Below are 14130 nucleotides of genomic sequence, written 5' to 3' on the forward strand. Positions count from 1 at the left end.
ACATTCCCATGAGCGTCATGGTCGACATCCGGTCCGTCCACAAGAGTTTCGGCCCGCTGAAGGTGCTCGACGGCATCGACCTGCAGGTACGCGCCGGAGAGGTCACCGTCGTCCTCGGCCCCTCCGGCTCCGGCAAGTCCACCCTGCTGCGCACCATCAACCACCTGGAGAAGGTCGACCGGGGCGCGATCAGCGTCGACGGCGCCCTCGTCGGCTACCGCCGCTCCGGCGACAAGCTGCACGAGCTGCCCGAGCGCGAGATCCTCAAACAGCGCACCCGGATCGGGTTCGTCTTCCAGAACTTCAACCTCTTCCCGCACCTCACCGTCCTGGAGAACGTCACCGAGGCACCGGTCGCCGCCCTGAAGCGCCCCCGGCAGGAGGCCGAGGAGACGGCCCTGCGGCTGCTCGAGCGGGTCGGACTCGCCGACAAGGCGGGCGCCTACCCCCGCCAGCTCTCCGGCGGCCAGCAGCAGCGCGTCGCCATCGCCCGTGCCCTCGCCCTGGAACCCCGGCTGCTGCTCTTCGACGAGCCGACCTCGGCGCTCGACCCCGAGCTGGTCGGCGAGGTCCTCGACGTCATCAAGGACCTGGCCCACCAGGGCACCACGATGATCGTCGTCACCCACGAGATCGGCTTCGCCCGCGAGGTCGCCGACACCGTCGTCTTCATGGCCGACGGCCGCATCGTCGAGCAGGGGCCGCCCGGTGAGGTGCTGGACGCCCCACGACACGAGCGCACGCGGGCCTTCCTGTCGAAGGTGCTGTGAGCGGGTGCGGGGGAGGGGAGGTCCGGGCATGGGCGGGCTGCTGCATCTCGGCGCCGCGATCGACCAGCCGGGGGCGTACGACGCCGGTGCCTACGTCGAGCTGGCACGCCTCGCCGAACGCGGCGGGCTGGACTTCGTGACCGTGGACGGCGGCTTCGCCGGACCGGGACTCGACACGGCGGGCGTGCTGGCCCGCGTCGCGCCCGAGACCGGCCGGATCGGCCTGGTGCCGGCGGTGACCGACCCCGGCCGCGAGGCGGGCGCCGTCGCCGTCCTCGACTGGGTCAGCGCCGGCCGGGCCGGCCGGCTCGCCCAGGACACGGGCGCACCGGAGCGTTCGCCGGGGGATCTTGTGCACATCGTCGACGCCACCGACCGGCAGGCCCGGACCGCGGCCGCCCGGTACGCCGATGTCGCCCTGGTACGGGCGGCCGGTGCGGCCCAGGCCGCCGGCCTGCGCGGTGAACTGGCCGCGCTCGCCACGCAGTACGGCCGTGATCCCCGGGAGCTGCGGGTGCTGGCCAGCCTGCGGATCGACCTCGGTGACGGTGAACGCGCCGCCGCGCCCGGCCACGGGGGCGGCGGGCCCCGGCCCACGATCCAGGGCCCGCTGTACCGGGGCGGGCCGGTGGACCTCGCCGAACTGATCGCCCGATGGCACGCGGAAGGGGCCGTCGACGGCTTCCACCTCGTGCCGGTCGAGCCACGCAGGGACCTGGAACGGCTGGTCAACGGCACGGTGGCGGTGCTCCAGCACCGCGGACTGTTCCGCACCTTCTATCCGGGCGGGACGCTGCGCGAACACCTGGGGCTCGCGCGGGCCGTGAGCTGGGCCGGGAGCGTGGCATGAGCCGGCGGATGCATCTGGCGGTGCGGGTGGACGGCGTCGGGGGGCCCGGCGGCTTCCCGGAGCTGGAGCGCCTCGCCCGGACCGCCGAGCGGGGGCTGTTCGACTTCGTGCTGGTGGCCGGGGAGGGGGAGCCGGTGACGGTGCTCGGCGCGCTCGCGGCCGTCACCGCGCACACCGGGCTGGCCGCCACGGTCGACGCGGCCGGCTGCGAGCCGTTCGACCTGGTGCGCCGCCTCGCCACGCTGGACGGGCTCAGCGGGGGACGGGCCGGCTGGCACCCGGCCTCCGGGGGCGCGCCCTGCGTGGACCTCGTGCGGGAGGTCTGGGAAGCGGACTTCGCCGTGCCGTCCTCGCCGCAGGGGCGGCCCGTCGTGATCGTGACGGGGCAGTCCGAGGAACAGCGGGAGTTCGCCGCCGCCCGTGCCGACGTGCTCGTCGTGCCGTACGGCTCGGTGGGGGCCGGGCGGGAGCTGTACGCCGACGTCAAGGGGCGGCTGGCGCGGTACGGGCGGGCGGCGGTGGAGCTGAGGGTCCTCGCCAGGTGCGATGTTCCCGGCGGCTCCCCCGCGGGAGTGCGGGCCGCCGAACTCGACGCGTACGTACGGGAGGAGGCCGCCGACGGGTTCCTCCTCGGGGCCGCCGGTCTGGAGGAGTTCGTGGAGCGGGTCGTGCCGCTGCTGCAGGAGCGTGGCGCGTTCCGTACGGAGTACGAGGGCGCGACGCTGCGCTCGCATCTGGGGATCGCGGCCCCGGCAGGAAAGGGATGAGCAGCGCATGACGAAGAAGGGAGGGACGACTTCCGGACACCTTCAGCGTCAGCTCCCGCCCGCCGAGGGCGAAGGCCGGCTCACCGCCCGGCCCGAGCCCCCGTTCACGCCCGTCGGCGCTCTCGACCCGCACGGTGCGGCTCTCCTCGTACGCCGTGAAGGGCGCCGGTACGGCGCAGAGCGGATCGTGGGGCGTGGCGTCGATGCCACGGAACCTCGGGCGAGCGGAACGTGGCCTGAACCCGGGTCCGTTGGGGGCCGATCGACTCCGGCCGGAGCGGTCGTTGGGTAAAGGTGTGTCAAAACGTGACGGCCGAAAGGCACCCTTGCGCCTACCGGCCGTTCGGCCGAATACTCCCCCTCAGCGCTTGTCAGGGGCATGTGAAGCCCGGAATCCGGGCGTCCTGTCTCCTGGCTGCGCCTCACGGGCCCCGACCCCACGCGGGCCCCCGACTTCCCATGGAGGGAACGACACGTGAGGATCAAGCGCACCACTCCCCGCAGCGGCCTTTCGAGACGGACCCGGCTGATCGCCGTCTCCACCGGACTCGTGGCCGCCGCCGCGATCGCGATCCCCAGCGCGAACGCGTCCGACGCTCCCACCACCTTCAGCGCCGCGCAGCTGACCAAGGCGAGCGACTCGGTGCTGAAGGCCGACATCCCGGGTACCGCCTGGGCCGTCGACAGCAAGAGCGGCCGTGTGGTCGTCACCGCCGACAGCACGGTGACGCAGGCCGAGATCAGCAAGATCAAGGAGCAGGCCGGGAGCAATGCCGGCGCGCTCACCATCAAGCGCACCCCGGGCAAGTTCAACAAGCTGATCTCCGGCGGCGACGCCATCTATGCGAGTAGCTGGCGCTGCTCGCTGGGCTTCAACGTCCAGGACTCCAGCGGCAACTACTACTTCCTGACCGCCGGTCACTGCACCGACGGCGCCGGCACCTGGTGGTCCAACTCCTCCCACTCGACCACGCTCGGCTCCACCGCCGGTTCGTCCTTCCCCGGCAACGACTACGGCATCGTGCGCTACACGAACTCCTCGGTGGCCAAGTCGGGCACCGTGGGCAGCGTGGACATCAAGAGCGCGGCCACGCCGTCCGTCGGCACGACCGTCTACCGGCGCGGGTCGACCACCGGCATCCACAGCGGGCAGGTCACCGCGCTCAACGCGACCGTCAACTACGGCGGCGGTGACATCGTCTACGGTCTGATCCAGACCACGGTCTGCGCCGAGCCGGGCGACTCCGGTGGCCCGCTGTACTCCAACAGCGGTGTGGCCTACGGCCTGACCTCCGGCGGCAGCGGCAACTGCTCCTCCGGCGGGACGACCTTCTTCCAGCCGGTGACCGAGGCGCTCAGCGCCTACGGGGTGCACGTCTACTGACGTGAGCGCATAGGGCCTGCCGTTTGGATCACCCCGGCGTCACCGAACGACAGGCCCTGTGACTGCGCCCGCCCCCGTACGCCTGCCGCGTGCGGGGGCCTCCTCCTTGGACGCGACGCGGGAGCGGGCGTACCCCGGGCGCGGTCCGCCCGTCGTGGAACCCGGCCCGCTGACGCGACCCGCGCGGCTATGCCGGCTGTGCCGTGCGCCTGCGCCGCATCTCCGCCGCCGTGAGCGTGACCACGATGCCGCCCAGCGCCCACGCCCCCAGCGTCAGCAGGGCCGACGTCATGGCGTTGCTGTGGAAGTAGGCGATCGAGCGGGCCGCCCAGGTGCCGGCGCCCGGCGGCAGGGCCGGGCCGATCGTCTGCCAGAACGGGGGCAGCAGCGGCAGCGGGAACGCGCCGCCCGCGCTGGGGTTGCCGGCGATCACCACCAGCAGGATCGCCAGGCCGATGCCGACGATGCCGAAGAGCCCCTGGAGGGCGAGCGTCGCGGCGCCGACGGCGAAGGTGATCAGCGCGCCCAGGCCCCACAGGGCCGCCACGCTGCCGGGCAGGGCGTCCAGGACGGGCCCGACGATGATCGCCCCGCCGAGGCCGCCGACGGCGGCGACCAGTGCCATCGTGGCCAGCCGGATCGTCGCGCGGCGCGGGTTCGCGGGGCGGGCGCCGGTGCTGATCGCCAGGATCGAGGCGCACAGATAACCGCCCACGCACCAGCCGACCACCAGGTAGAACGACGTCAGGCCGTTGAAGTCCGTCCGGGACGCGGGGGCCACGTCGACGGTGCGGATCGTGCGGTGCTGTGACGCTTCCAGGGCCGTGGTCAGGTTCTCCAGCACCGTGGCGAGGACCCTGCCGCCGCCGGAGGCGACCAGGAGGGTGTCGGTGCGGCCGGACGGGTCGACCACCAGGGCGCCGTCGATGTCCCGGTTCTGGATCTGGCGGCGGGCCGTCGCCGCGTCGGGCAGCGCCCGGGGGTCCAGGGGGGAACCGGGGAGGTTGCCGAGGCGGGTGACCGCCTGGCCGGCCACCGCGGCCGGTGCGACCACGCCGAACGGGACGTCCCGGGGTCTGGGGTTGTGCAGGGCCCCGACATAGGACGCGATGAAGAGCAGCTGGAGGGCGATCACACCGATCACCAACAAGGTGGCCCGGGGGGTGACGGCGTCCTTCACCTCGGTGAGGAAGGAGGCGTGGGAGGGGCTACGGGGTGTGTCGGCGTCGGTGGTCTGCGTCATGGTTCCACCGTTTCGGCGGGACGGCGTTTGCGCAGGTGGGACACGCCCGAACGGATGTCGTACAAGTGTTCGGGGATGGGGGTATGGTGGTCTTGTTGGGAACTGATGTTCGAGGAGGTGTGTGTGCCGGGCTTTGCGCATCTGCACACCGTCTCCGGGTTCTCCCTGCGGTACGGGGCCTCGCACCCGGAGCGCCTGGCCGAGCGCGCCTCCGAGCGCGGCATGGACACCCTCGCGCTCACCGACCGGGACACCGTCGCCGGGGCGGTCCGCTTCGCCAAGGCCTGCGCCAAGGCGGGGGTCCGCCCGCTGTTCGGGGCGGACCTCGCCGTGCGTCCGCGTGAGGGCGGTTCCGGTGAGGGCAGGCGCCGCACTCCCGTGCGGGGCGGGGCTTTCGTGGACGAGTCGGCTCCCCGGGCGACCTTTCTCGCCGGGGACGGGGCCCGTGGCTGGGCCGACCTGTGCCGGATCGTCACGGCGGCGCATCGAGGGGACGGTGACACGCCCCTGCTGAGCTGGGACGACAACCGGGGGGACGGGCTCGTCGTCCTGCTCGGGCCCGGCTCCGACGTGGGCCGGGCGCTCGCCGCCGGGCGACCGGACCGCGCCGCGCGGCTGCTGGGCCCGTGGCGCGAGGTCTACGGGGACGCGCTGCGGCTGGAGGCCGTCTGGCACGGGCGGGAGGGGACGGGCCCGGGGTCCCTGCGGCTCGCCGCCCGCACGGTCGGCTTCGCCGCGGAGCAGGGCGTGCGGCCCGTGCTGAGCAACGCCGTCCGGTACGCCGATCCGGGGATGGGCCCGGTCGCCGACGTGCTGGACGCCGCGCGGCGGCTCGTGCCCATCGCCGGGGAGCTGGATTCCGGTGAGGCCTGGCTGAAGGACGCGGGGGAGATGCTTGGCGTCGCCGAGCGGGTGGTCGAGGCCGCCGGCTACCGGCGGGACACCGCGTACCGGCTGCTGGAGCAGACCCTGGCCACCGCCGCCGAGTGCCGGGTCGACCCCGAGGACGACCTGGGGATCGGGACCGTGCGCTTCCCCGAGGCCCACCTGGTGGGCGCCGGGCGGCGCACCGCGCAGCGGGCGCTCGCCTCACGGGCCGTCGCGGGCATGCTGCGGATGGGGTACGCGGGGCGGCCGCGGTACTGGGAGCGGATGCACGACGAGCTGGACATCATCGCCCACCACGGTTTCGCCTCCTACTTCCTGACGGTCGCTCAGGTCGTGGACGACGTACGGCGGATGGGGATCCGCGTCGCCGCTCGCGGATCGGGCGCGGGGTCCCTCGTCAACCATCTGCTGGGGATCGCCCATGCCGATCCGGTCGAGCACCGCCTGCTGATGGAACGCTTCCTGTCCAAGGAGCGGGTCGTCCTGCCCGACATCGACATCGACGTGGAGTCCGCGCGCCGGCTGGAGGTCTACCGCGCGATCATCGGCCGCTTCGGCACCGAGCGGGTCGCCACGGTCGCCATGCCCGAGACGTACCGGGTGCGGCACGCGATCCGGGACGTGGGCGCCGCGCTGTCCATGGACCCCGCCGAGATCGACCGGATCGCCAAGTCCTTTCCGCACATCCGGGCGCGGGACGCCCGCGCGGCCCTGGACGAGCTGCCCGAGCTGCGGCAGCTCGCCGCCGAGCGGGACAAGTACGGCAGGCTGTGGGAGCTGGTCGAGGCCCTGGACGCCCTGCCGCGCGGGGTGGCCATGCACCCGTGCGGGGTGCTGCTGTCCGACGCCTCCCTGCTCGCGCGTACGCCGGTGATGCCCACCAGCGGCGAGGGTTTCCCGATGTCGCAGTTCGACAAGGACGACGTGGAGGACCTCGGGCTGCTCAAACTGGACGTGCTCGGGGTGCGGATGCAGTCGGCGATGGCGCACGCGGTCGCCGAGGTGGCGCGGGTGAGCGGGGAGCGGGTCGACCTCGACGCGGTGCCGGAGGGCGACCCGGCCACGTATCAGCTGATCCGGTCCACCGAGACCCTGGGGTGCTTCCAGATCGAGTCCCCGGGGCAGCGGGACCTCGTGGGGCGGCTGCAGCCCTCCACCTTCCAGGACCTGGTGGTCGACATCTCGCTGTTCCGGCCCGGGCCCGTCGCCGCCGACATGGTGCGCCCCTTCATCGAGGCACGGCACGGACGGGCGCCGGTGCGCTATCCGCACCGCGACCTGGAAGGGCCGCTGAAGGAGACGTACGGGGTTGTCGTCTTCCACGAGCAGATCATCGACATCGTCGACATCATGACCCGGTGCGGGCGCGGCGAGGCCGACCGGGTGCGGCGCGGGCTGTCCGACCCGGAGTCGCAGGGGCGGATCAAGGTGTGGTTCGCGCAGCGGGCGGCGCAGAACGGGTACGACACCGAGACCATCCGGCGGACCTGGGAGATCGTCGAGGCCTTCGGGTCGTACGGCTTCTGCAAGGCGCACGCCGTCGCCTTCGCCGTGCCCACCTACCAGTCGGCCTGGCTGAAGGCGCACCACCCGGCCGCCTTCTACGCCGGGCTGCTCACGCACGACCCGGGGATGTACCCGAAGCGGCTGCTGCTGGCGGACGCGCGGCGGCGCGGGGTGCCGATCCTGCCGTTGGACGTGAACGCGTCCGGTGCCGCCCATCGGATCGAACTGGTGTCCGGTAAGCAGGGCGAGATGTGGGGGCTGCGGCTGGCCCTGTCCGATGTGCACGGCATCAGCGAGGCCGAGGCGGCGCGGATCGCCGACGGGCAGCCGTACGCCTCGCTGGTGGACTTCTGGGAGCGGGCCCGGCCCAGCAGGCCGATCGCCCAGCGGCTCGCCCAGGTCGGCGCGCTGGACGCCTTCGGTGCCAACCGGCGTGATCTGCAACTGCATCTGACCGAGCTGCACCGCTCGGCCCGGGGCGCCGGCGGGGCCCAGCTCCCGCTCGCCGGTGGGCGCAGGACCGCGGCGGCGGGGCTGCCCGACCTGTCCGACGCCGAACGGCTCAGCGCCGAACTGGGCGTGCTGTCGATGGACGCCTCACGCAATCTGATGGACGACCACCGGGAGTTCCTCAAGGAGCTGGGCGTGGTGTCGGCGCGGCGGCTGCGCGAGGCGCGGCACGGGGAGACCGTGCTGGTCGCGGGCGCCAAGGCGGCCACCCAGACGCCGCCGATCCGGTCCGGCAAGCGGGTCATCTTCTCCACGCTGGACGACGGCACGGGCCTGGTCGACCTCGCCTTCTTCGACGACTCGCACGACGCCTGCGCCCACACCGTCTTCCACTCCTGGCTGTTGCTGGTGCGGGGCGTGGTGCAGCGGCGCGGGCCGCGCAGCCTGAGCGTGGTGGGGTCCGCCGCCTGGAACCTCGCCGAACTCGTGGAACTGCGCGCCGAGGGCGGCCTCGAGGAGGTCGCGGCGCGGCTGGCGGCACCGGCCGCCGAGGACGACGGGGGCGGTGACCCGACCGGCGGGCGGCGCATCAGGCTGTCCACCGGATACGAGATGCACCCGTGGGCCGACCTGCGGCCCGCGGGGCAGGAGGCCTCACAAGGGCCCTCTGCCGTACGGAAGTTGTGGCACCAGAGTCCGGGGAGTGCGGGATGACCATCCTCTGCGTACGTTTCCAGCTGCCGCCGATGTACGAGGCGGCCCTGCCCGGGCTGCTCGGACTGCTGGAGGAGTTCACCCCGGTCGTCGAGGCGCTGCCGCCGGACGGGGCGCTCGCCGATCTGCGGGGCGCGGAGCGGTACTTCGGGCGCAGCGCCGTGGAACTGGCCGCGGTGATCCGGGTGCGCGCCCTCGCCCGGTACGGCGTCGACTGCGTGACCGGCGCCGGGCCCGGCCCGATGCTCGCCCGGATGGCGCTGCGGGAGGCCCGGCCCGGGGTGACGTGCGCGGTCTCCGAGGCGGAGGCCGCGGACTTCCTCGCCGGCCGGCCCGTCTCCGCGCTGCCCGGTGTGGGGACCGCGACCGCCCGCACCCTGTGCGAGTACGGCCTGGACACCCTCGGCCGTCTCGCGGCGGCGCCGCTGTCCACGCTTCAGCGGCTGCTCGGCGCGAAGACCGGACGCGACCTGCACGAGAAGGCGAACGGTGTCGACCGCGGCCGGGTGGTGCCCAACGCCGTCTCCCGGTCGCTGGCCACGGAACGCGCCTTCGACCGCGACGAACTGGACCCCGGACGGCACCGCCGTGCCCTGCTGTCCGCCGCCGACGAGATCGGTGCCCGGCTGCGCGCGGTGGAGAAGGTCTGCCGCACCCTGACCCTGACGGTCCGCTACGCCGACCGGTCGGCGACCACCCGCAGCCGCACCCTGCCGGAGTCCACCGCCCACTCACCGGCGCTGACCAGGACGGCGTACGGGATGTACGAGGCGCTGGGGCTGCAACGCGCCCGGGTGCGGGCGATCGTTCTGCGCGCGGAGGGGCTCGGGCCCGCAGAAGCGGCCTCCCACCAGCTCACCTTCGACCCGGTGGACGACCGGGTCCGACGGATCGAGGAGGTCGCGGACCGCGCGCGAGCGAGGTTCGGGCCCCGCGCGGTGATGCCGGGGGCGCTCGCCGCGTAACGGCAGGTCAGTTCGCCCACGGCGGTGTGAGGCGGGTGCCGTCGGCCAGTTCGGCTTCCAGGCCGATCGAGGTGGTGACCCAGGAGATCGCCGTGTGGTCGGTCGCATTCTCGACGGCCAGGGTCGCGCCGGGGTTGACGATCACCGTGTCGCCCGCCGTGACGCGTTCGGTGCGGCCGTCGAGGGTGATCAGCAGTTCGCCGACGAGGAGGTGGAAGATCTCCTCCCGGTTGACGGTGTGCGCGGGTGCCCTGGTGCCGGCGGGGATCTCGCCCCGCCAGGCACACAGCTCCTTGCTGCCGGTCAGCGGAGTGGCGTACGAGACGAAGCGGGCGCCGTGGATCTCATGGGTGCGGACCTGTGACGAGCGGACGACGGGCATGGGACTCTCCGTTCCAGTGGTCAAGCTACTTGACTATATGGTCAACCAGCTTGACCACTTTGGCAAGGGTGTTTCAATGCCCTCGTGCAGAACTCCGACGCCCTCGCCCTGACCGCCGCCCTGCTCGCCGCCGCCGGCGACCTCACGCAGCGCATCCAGGAGGGCGTCGTCGCCCGTGGCTTCGGTGACGTGCGGCCCGCCCACGGGTTCGCGTTCGCGCGGCTCGCGCCGAACGGGGCCATGGTCACCGATCTCGCCGCACACCTCGGGGTCACCAAGCAGGCGGCGAGCCAGCTGGTGGACGAGATGGTGCGCAAGGGGTACGCCGAGCGGCGGCCGCATCCCGGGGATGCTCGGGCCCGGCTGGTCGTGCTCACCGAGCGCGGGTGGGCCTGCACCCGGGCGGCGGAGGAGGCTGCGGTGGAGGCCGTGCGGGCGTGGGCGGACGTGCTGGGCGAGTCCGAGGTGCGGCTGATGGCGCAGCGGTTGGGGCGTCTTCCCGTCGACGGCCCCGTGCGCCCCGCCTGGTGAGGCGTTATCAGGAAGCCGTCGTCGTCGTGGCTACCAGTGGAAGTTTTTACTGACGCGTAACTTCACACGTCTGCTACTCGTTCGTAACTTGACGAATGAACAGCATCCTCGTGATCCGGGTCACAGGGCGTCCTGTCGTCGTACTCCCTTGAGCCGCAAGGAGATCACCCGATGCTGCCCTGGAAGCGCCTGCTCAGACCACTGGCCGCGCTGCTGCTGACGGCCGCCGCCGTCACCGTCCCGGCCACCGCCGCCCACGCCGCCGCACCGAGCACCGGCTGGAACGACTACTCCTGCAAGCCGTCCGCCGCCCATCCGCGTCCTGTCGTCCTCGTCCACGGCACCCTCGGCAACTCCGTCGACAACTGGCTCGGCCTCGCCCCCTACCTGGAGGACCGCGGCTACTGCGTCTACTCCCTGGACTACGGCCAGCTGCCGGGCGTCCCCGTCTTCCACGGCCTCGGCCCGATCGACCGGTCGGCGCAGCAGCTCAAGGAGTTCGTGGACCGGGTGCTCACCGCCACCGGCGCCGCCAAGGCCGACCTCGTCGGCCACTCCCAGGGCGGCATGATGCCCCGCTACTACCTGAAGTTCCTCGGCGGGGCCGACCGGGTGAACGCCCTCGTCGGCATCGCGCCCAGCAACCACGGCACCACCCTGAGCGGACTCACCGGGCTGCTGCCGTACTTCCCCGGGGCCGCGTACCTGCTGAACGCGGCCACCCCCGCGCTCGCCCAGCAGGTCGTCGGCTCCGACCTGCTGACCAGGCTCAACGCCGGCGGCGACACCGTACCCGGCGTCCACTACACGGTCCTCGCCACCCGGTACGACGAGGTCGTCACGCCGTACCGCAGCCAGTACCTCAGCGGGCCCGACGTCAGGAACGTGCTGCTGCAGGACCTGTGCCCGCTCGACCTGTCCGAGCACGTCCTCGTCGGGCTGACCGACCGGATCGCCTTCCACGAGGTGGCCAACGCCCTCGACCCGGCCCACGCCACCCCGACCACCTGCGCGTCCGCCGTCGGCTGACGACCCGGACCGGAAGGGGGCCCGGCCGGCCTGAGCCGCCGGCCGGGCCCCCTCACGCTCACTTGCGGACCGTCGCCCTGCGGCGCACGGACACGAACAGGGCGGCCGAGCCGAGCGCCAGCGCGGCCGCGCCGCCCACCGCGACGTACGGGGTGCTGCCGTCACCGCCGGTCTCGGCGAGGTGCTCACCGGCGCCCGCCGCCTCCGGCCGGTTCGGCTGCTCGGCCTCCGGTGCCGCCGCCTTCGGTACCGCCGTGGGCGGGGCCGACGTCGGTGCGTCGGCGGCCCCGTGCCCGTGGTGCGCGACCGTCGACCTGCCGGCACCCGCGGCGATCTGCTCCTCGGAGGGCGCCGACGCGCTCGGCACGGGAGCCGCGCCGGAGGACGGCGTACCGCCGGTCGCCGTACCCCCGGATGCCGTACCGCCCGGCGCCGTCCCGCCGGACGCGGCGCCGCCGAAGGTGACGTCCGAGCAGGAGTAGAACGCCTCCGGGCTGTCCGAGCGCTGCCAGACGGCGTACAGCAGCTGACGGCCCGTACGCTCGGGCAGGGTGCCGGTGAACGTGTAGAAGCCGCCCGCCGCGACCGGGTCGGTGGCCGTCGCCACCGGGTGCTCCAGGTCCAGGTCGTCCCAGGCCAGGGGCCGGGTGGGGTCGTAGCCGGGCCGGGTGAGGTACACCGTGAAGGTGCCCTTGTGCGGGGCCGTCACCCGGTACCTGAACGGGTACGCGCCGCTGTGCACGCCTGTCGCCGGCCAGTCGGCGCGGGCCAGGTCCAGGCCCTTGAACTCCTCGTTGTTCGCGCTGCACAGCCTGCCGTCCGGGATCAGCTGCCGGTGGCGCCCGGCGGCGTCGCCGACGCGGATGCCGTTCCAGTCGTACAGCGCCTGCGTGCCGCCCGCCGCCACCGCCGCCTTGCACGCGGCCGACTTCGGGCTCTCGGCGCCCTCCGCGTAACACTGCGACACCCGGCTGACCGGATCCCCCATCGTGCCGTGCGCGGCGGCGGGCGCCGCCGCGAGGGCGGTCAGGGCGAGCGGGGCCAGGCCGAGGGCGGCGGCGGTGGCGGCCGTGCGGCGAGCACGCATGGAGGAACTCCTCGAAAGAGCCGGGGACTTGGACCGGTAACCCGTGGGGGCGATCCGAAGCTAGCCCCGGCGCAGCGGGAAATCGCCTGCTGAGAGCGGCGGGAGGAGATCCTTATGGTCGCGTTAAGGGGGTGCTCAGACTGGGCTCAGGTAGCTACCGTGCCGGCATGATCGACAACGAGATCCGGCCCGCCGTCGCCGCCGACGTGCCCGCGGTGAAGGCCGTCACCGACGCCGCCTACCACCACTACATCGCACGCATCGGCGTGGTGCCGCAGCCCATGGAGGCCGACCACGCCGCCGAGGTCGCCGCGGGCAAGGTGTTCGTGACGGGTGATCCGGTGGCCGGGCTGGTGGTGGTCGAGCCGCGCGCCGGCCATCTCTTCCTGGACAGCATCGCCGTCCACCCCGACGCGCACGGACGCGGCGTGGGGCGGCGGCTGCTGCACTTCGTCGACGCACACGCGCGTGCGCTCGCCCTGCCCGAGGTCAGGCTCTACACCAACGCGCTGATGTGGGAGAACCAGGAGATCTACCCCAAGTACGGCTACGAGGTCGTGGAGCGGCGGGTGGACGGGCCCTACGACCGCATCCACTACCGCAAGTCGCTCGGCTGAGAAGCGGGAGCCGGGCGCGGCCCTCTCATCCGTCGGGCCACCAGGTGCGCGCGATGTCCTTTCGCACCTCCGGACGGCCGGCGGGGCGCTCGTCGGTCTCCTCACGGACCCGGCGGGTGTCCGTCTTCTTCAGGGGCTTCTGCACGGTCATACGGCGCATGGCTGCCTCCTTCAGGATCCACCGGGTTCCGCGTTCTCACGGAGGTAGACCCTTTCGGCGAGAGTTCCTCATCGGCGCCGCCCTGTCAGTGGCGGCCGTCACGATCCGGGATGTCAGTGGTTGGTGTCATCGTCGGCTGCATGGAAAACACAAGTGACGCTGTGATTCCCCCATCCGCCTACTGGAATGCGCAGGCGGCCGAATTCGATGAAGAACCCGATCACGGGCTGCGCGCCCCCGAGGTGCGCGCGGCCTGGGCGGACCGGCTGCGCGCCTGGCTGCCGCCGCACCCGTGCGACGTGCTGGACCTCGGCTGCGGCACCGGCAGCCTGTCACTCCTCGCCGCCGCACAGGGACACCGCGTGACCGGCGTCGACAGCGCGCCCGCGATGCTGGAACGGGCCCGCGCCAAGCTCGCCGGCCGTGACGCGCGGTTCCTGCTCGGTGACGCCGCGGAACCACCCGTGGCGGAGGGGGCGTACGACGTGGTGCTGGTCCGGCACGTGCTGTGGACGCTCCCCGACCCGGCGCGGGTGCTGGCGCACTGGCGGCGGCTGCTGCGCCCCGGCGGACGGCTGGTGCTGGTGGAGGGCGTGTGGGGCACGCTCAGCCCGGTCGGCATACCCGCGGACCGGCTCACCGGTCTGCTCGCCCCGCTCGCCGCCGAGGTGCGCCTGGAGCGGCTGTCGGACGACCCGCTGCTGTGGGGGCGCGCCGTGGACGACGAGCGGTACGCGGTGGTGGCCGTCGTCTGAACCCGGGGCGCGGTGGCGCGGACACGACGGAC

The 14130-nt window shown here is 73.2% G+C and carries 14 protein-coding genes; 10 read left to right on the plus strand and 4 right to left on the minus strand.

Annotated elements, in window-relative coordinates; genetic code table 11:
* Window positions 1-8: 8 nt before the first annotated feature.
* The 4 genes from ACZ64A_RS28645 (at window position 9) to ACZ64A_RS28660 (ending at window position 3771) form a co-directional block, all read left to right on the plus strand.
* Window positions 9-770 (plus strand): amino acid ABC transporter ATP-binding protein, encoded by a 762-nt coding sequence (locus ACZ64A_RS28645; protein ID WP_469814391.1) that lies wholly within the window; start codon window positions 9-11, stop codon window positions 768-770.
* 28 nt (window positions 771-798) lie between these two features.
* Window positions 799-1620: an LLM class flavin-dependent oxidoreductase gene (locus tag ACZ64A_RS28650; RefSeq protein WP_469814392.1), complete on the plus strand. Its 822-nt coding sequence runs from the start codon at window positions 799-801 to the stop codon at window positions 1618-1620.
* On the plus strand, window positions 1617-2387 hold the full coding sequence (locus tag ACZ64A_RS28655) for an LLM class flavin-dependent oxidoreductase (RefSeq protein ID WP_469814393.1): 771 nt from the start codon (window positions 1617-1619) through the stop codon (window positions 2385-2387). Before ACZ64A_RS28650 ends, ACZ64A_RS28655 begins: the two co-directional genes overlap by 4 nt.
* A gap of 475 nt (window positions 2388-2862) precedes the next feature.
* Window positions 2863-3771 (plus strand): S1 family peptidase, encoded by a 909-nt coding sequence (locus ACZ64A_RS28660; RefSeq protein WP_469814394.1) that lies wholly within the window; start codon window positions 2863-2865, stop codon window positions 3769-3771.
* Between the two features lie 187 nt (window positions 3772-3958).
* Here the strand turns inward: ACZ64A_RS28660 and ACZ64A_RS28665 are convergent, their stop codons facing one another.
* Window positions 3959-5014 carry a DUF3533 domain-containing protein gene (locus tag ACZ64A_RS28665; protein WP_469814395.1) on the minus strand — a complete coding sequence of 352 codons (1056 nt, stop codon included), beginning with the start codon at window positions 5012-5014 and terminating at the stop codon, window positions 3959-3961.
* Between the two features lie 123 nt (window positions 5015-5137).
* Here ACZ64A_RS28665 and ACZ64A_RS28670 point away from each other — a divergent pair, with 123 nt between their 5' ends.
* Window positions 5138-8572 (plus strand): DNA polymerase III subunit alpha, encoded by a 3435-nt coding sequence (locus ACZ64A_RS28670; RefSeq protein ID WP_469814397.1) that lies wholly within the window; start codon window positions 5138-5140, stop codon window positions 8570-8572.
* Entirely contained in the window at window positions 8569-9537 is a 969-nt protein-coding gene (locus ACZ64A_RS28675; protein ID WP_469814398.1) for a DNA polymerase Y family protein, read from the plus strand. Before ACZ64A_RS28670 ends, ACZ64A_RS28675 begins: the two co-directional genes overlap by 4 nt.
* Before the next feature lie 7 nt (window positions 9538-9544).
* Here ACZ64A_RS28675 and ACZ64A_RS28680 read toward each other — a convergent pair whose 3' ends face one another.
* Window positions 9545-9919 carry a cupin domain-containing protein gene (locus tag ACZ64A_RS28680; protein ID WP_469814805.1) on the minus strand — a complete coding sequence of 125 codons (375 nt, stop codon included), beginning with the start codon at window positions 9917-9919 and terminating at the stop codon, window positions 9545-9547.
* An 84-nt stretch (window positions 9920-10003) separates the two neighbouring features.
* Between ACZ64A_RS28680 and ACZ64A_RS28685 the strand changes: the two genes are divergently transcribed.
* The gene (locus ACZ64A_RS28685; RefSeq protein WP_469814399.1) at window positions 10004-10450 is read left to right on the plus strand and encodes a MarR family winged helix-turn-helix transcriptional regulator; all 447 of its coding nucleotides are present in this window, start codon (window positions 10004-10006) and stop codon (window positions 10448-10450) included.
* A gap of 171 nt (window positions 10451-10621) precedes the next feature.
* Entirely contained in the window at window positions 10622-11479 is an 858-nt protein-coding gene (locus ACZ64A_RS28690) for an esterase/lipase family protein (protein ID WP_469814400.1), read from the plus strand.
* Between the two features lie 58 nt (window positions 11480-11537).
* Here the strand turns inward: ACZ64A_RS28690 and ACZ64A_RS28695 are convergent, their stop codons facing one another.
* On the minus strand, window positions 11538-12566 hold the full coding sequence (locus ACZ64A_RS28695; RefSeq protein WP_469814402.1) for a lytic polysaccharide monooxygenase auxiliary activity family 9 protein: 1029 nt from the start codon (window positions 12564-12566) through the stop codon (window positions 11538-11540).
* Between the two features lie 167 nt (window positions 12567-12733).
* Here ACZ64A_RS28695 and ACZ64A_RS28700 point away from each other — a divergent pair, with 167 nt between their 5' ends.
* Window positions 12734-13183: a GNAT family N-acetyltransferase gene (locus ACZ64A_RS28700; RefSeq protein WP_469814403.1), complete on the plus strand. Its 450-nt coding sequence runs from the start codon at window positions 12734-12736 to the stop codon at window positions 13181-13183.
* Between the two features lie 25 nt (window positions 13184-13208).
* Here ACZ64A_RS28700 and ACZ64A_RS28705 read toward each other — a convergent pair whose 3' ends face one another.
* Entirely contained in the window at window positions 13209-13343 is a 135-nt protein-coding gene (locus tag ACZ64A_RS28705) for a hypothetical protein (RefSeq protein WP_361625759.1), read from the minus strand.
* 140 nt (window positions 13344-13483) lie between these two features.
* Between ACZ64A_RS28705 and ACZ64A_RS28710 the strand changes: the two genes are divergently transcribed.
* Entirely contained in the window at window positions 13484-14098 is a 615-nt protein-coding gene (locus ACZ64A_RS28710) for a class I SAM-dependent methyltransferase (RefSeq protein WP_469814405.1), read from the plus strand.
* Window positions 14099-14130 lie beyond the last annotated feature (32 nt).

The sequence above is a fragment of the Streptomyces sp. NPDC104814 genome (genome assembly GCF_055583185.1).

Coding starts and splice junctions, on each gene's coding strand:
- ACZ64A_RS28645 (WP_469814391.1), top strand. CDS start 9: ATGAGCGTCATGGTCGACATCCGGTCCGTCCACAAGAGTTTCGGCCCG.
- ACZ64A_RS28650 (WP_469814392.1), top strand. CDS start 799: ATGGGCGGGCTGCTGCATCTCGGCGCCGCGATCGACCAGCCGGGGGCG.
- ACZ64A_RS28655 (WP_469814393.1), top strand. CDS start 1,617: ATGAGCCGGCGGATGCATCTGGCGGTGCGGGTGGACGGCGTCGGGGGG.
- ACZ64A_RS28665 (WP_469814395.1), bottom strand. CDS start 5,014: ATGACGCAGACCACCGACGCCGACACACCCCGTAGCCCCTCCCACGCC.
- ACZ64A_RS28675 (WP_469814398.1), top strand. CDS start 8,569: ATGACCATCCTCTGCGTACGTTTCCAGCTGCCGCCGATGTACGAGGCG.
- ACZ64A_RS28680 (WP_469814805.1), bottom strand. CDS start 9,919: ATGCCCGTCGTCCGCTCGTCACAGGTCCGCACCCATGAGATCCACGGC.
- ACZ64A_RS28690 (WP_469814400.1), top strand. CDS start 10,622: ATGCTGCCCTGGAAGCGCCTGCTCAGACCACTGGCCGCGCTGCTGCTG.
- ACZ64A_RS28695 (WP_469814402.1), bottom strand. CDS start 12,566: ATGCGTGCTCGCCGCACGGCCGCCACCGCCGCCGCCCTCGGCCTGGCC.
- ACZ64A_RS28700 (WP_469814403.1), top strand. CDS start 12,734: ATGATCGACAACGAGATCCGGCCCGCCGTCGCCGCCGACGTGCCCGCG.
- ACZ64A_RS28705 (WP_361625759.1), bottom strand. CDS start 13,343: ATGCGCCGTATGACCGTGCAGAAGCCCCTGAAGAAGACGGACACCCGC.
- ACZ64A_RS28710 (WP_469814405.1), top strand. CDS start 13,484: ATGGAAAACACAAGTGACGCTGTGATTCCCCCATCCGCCTACTGGAAT.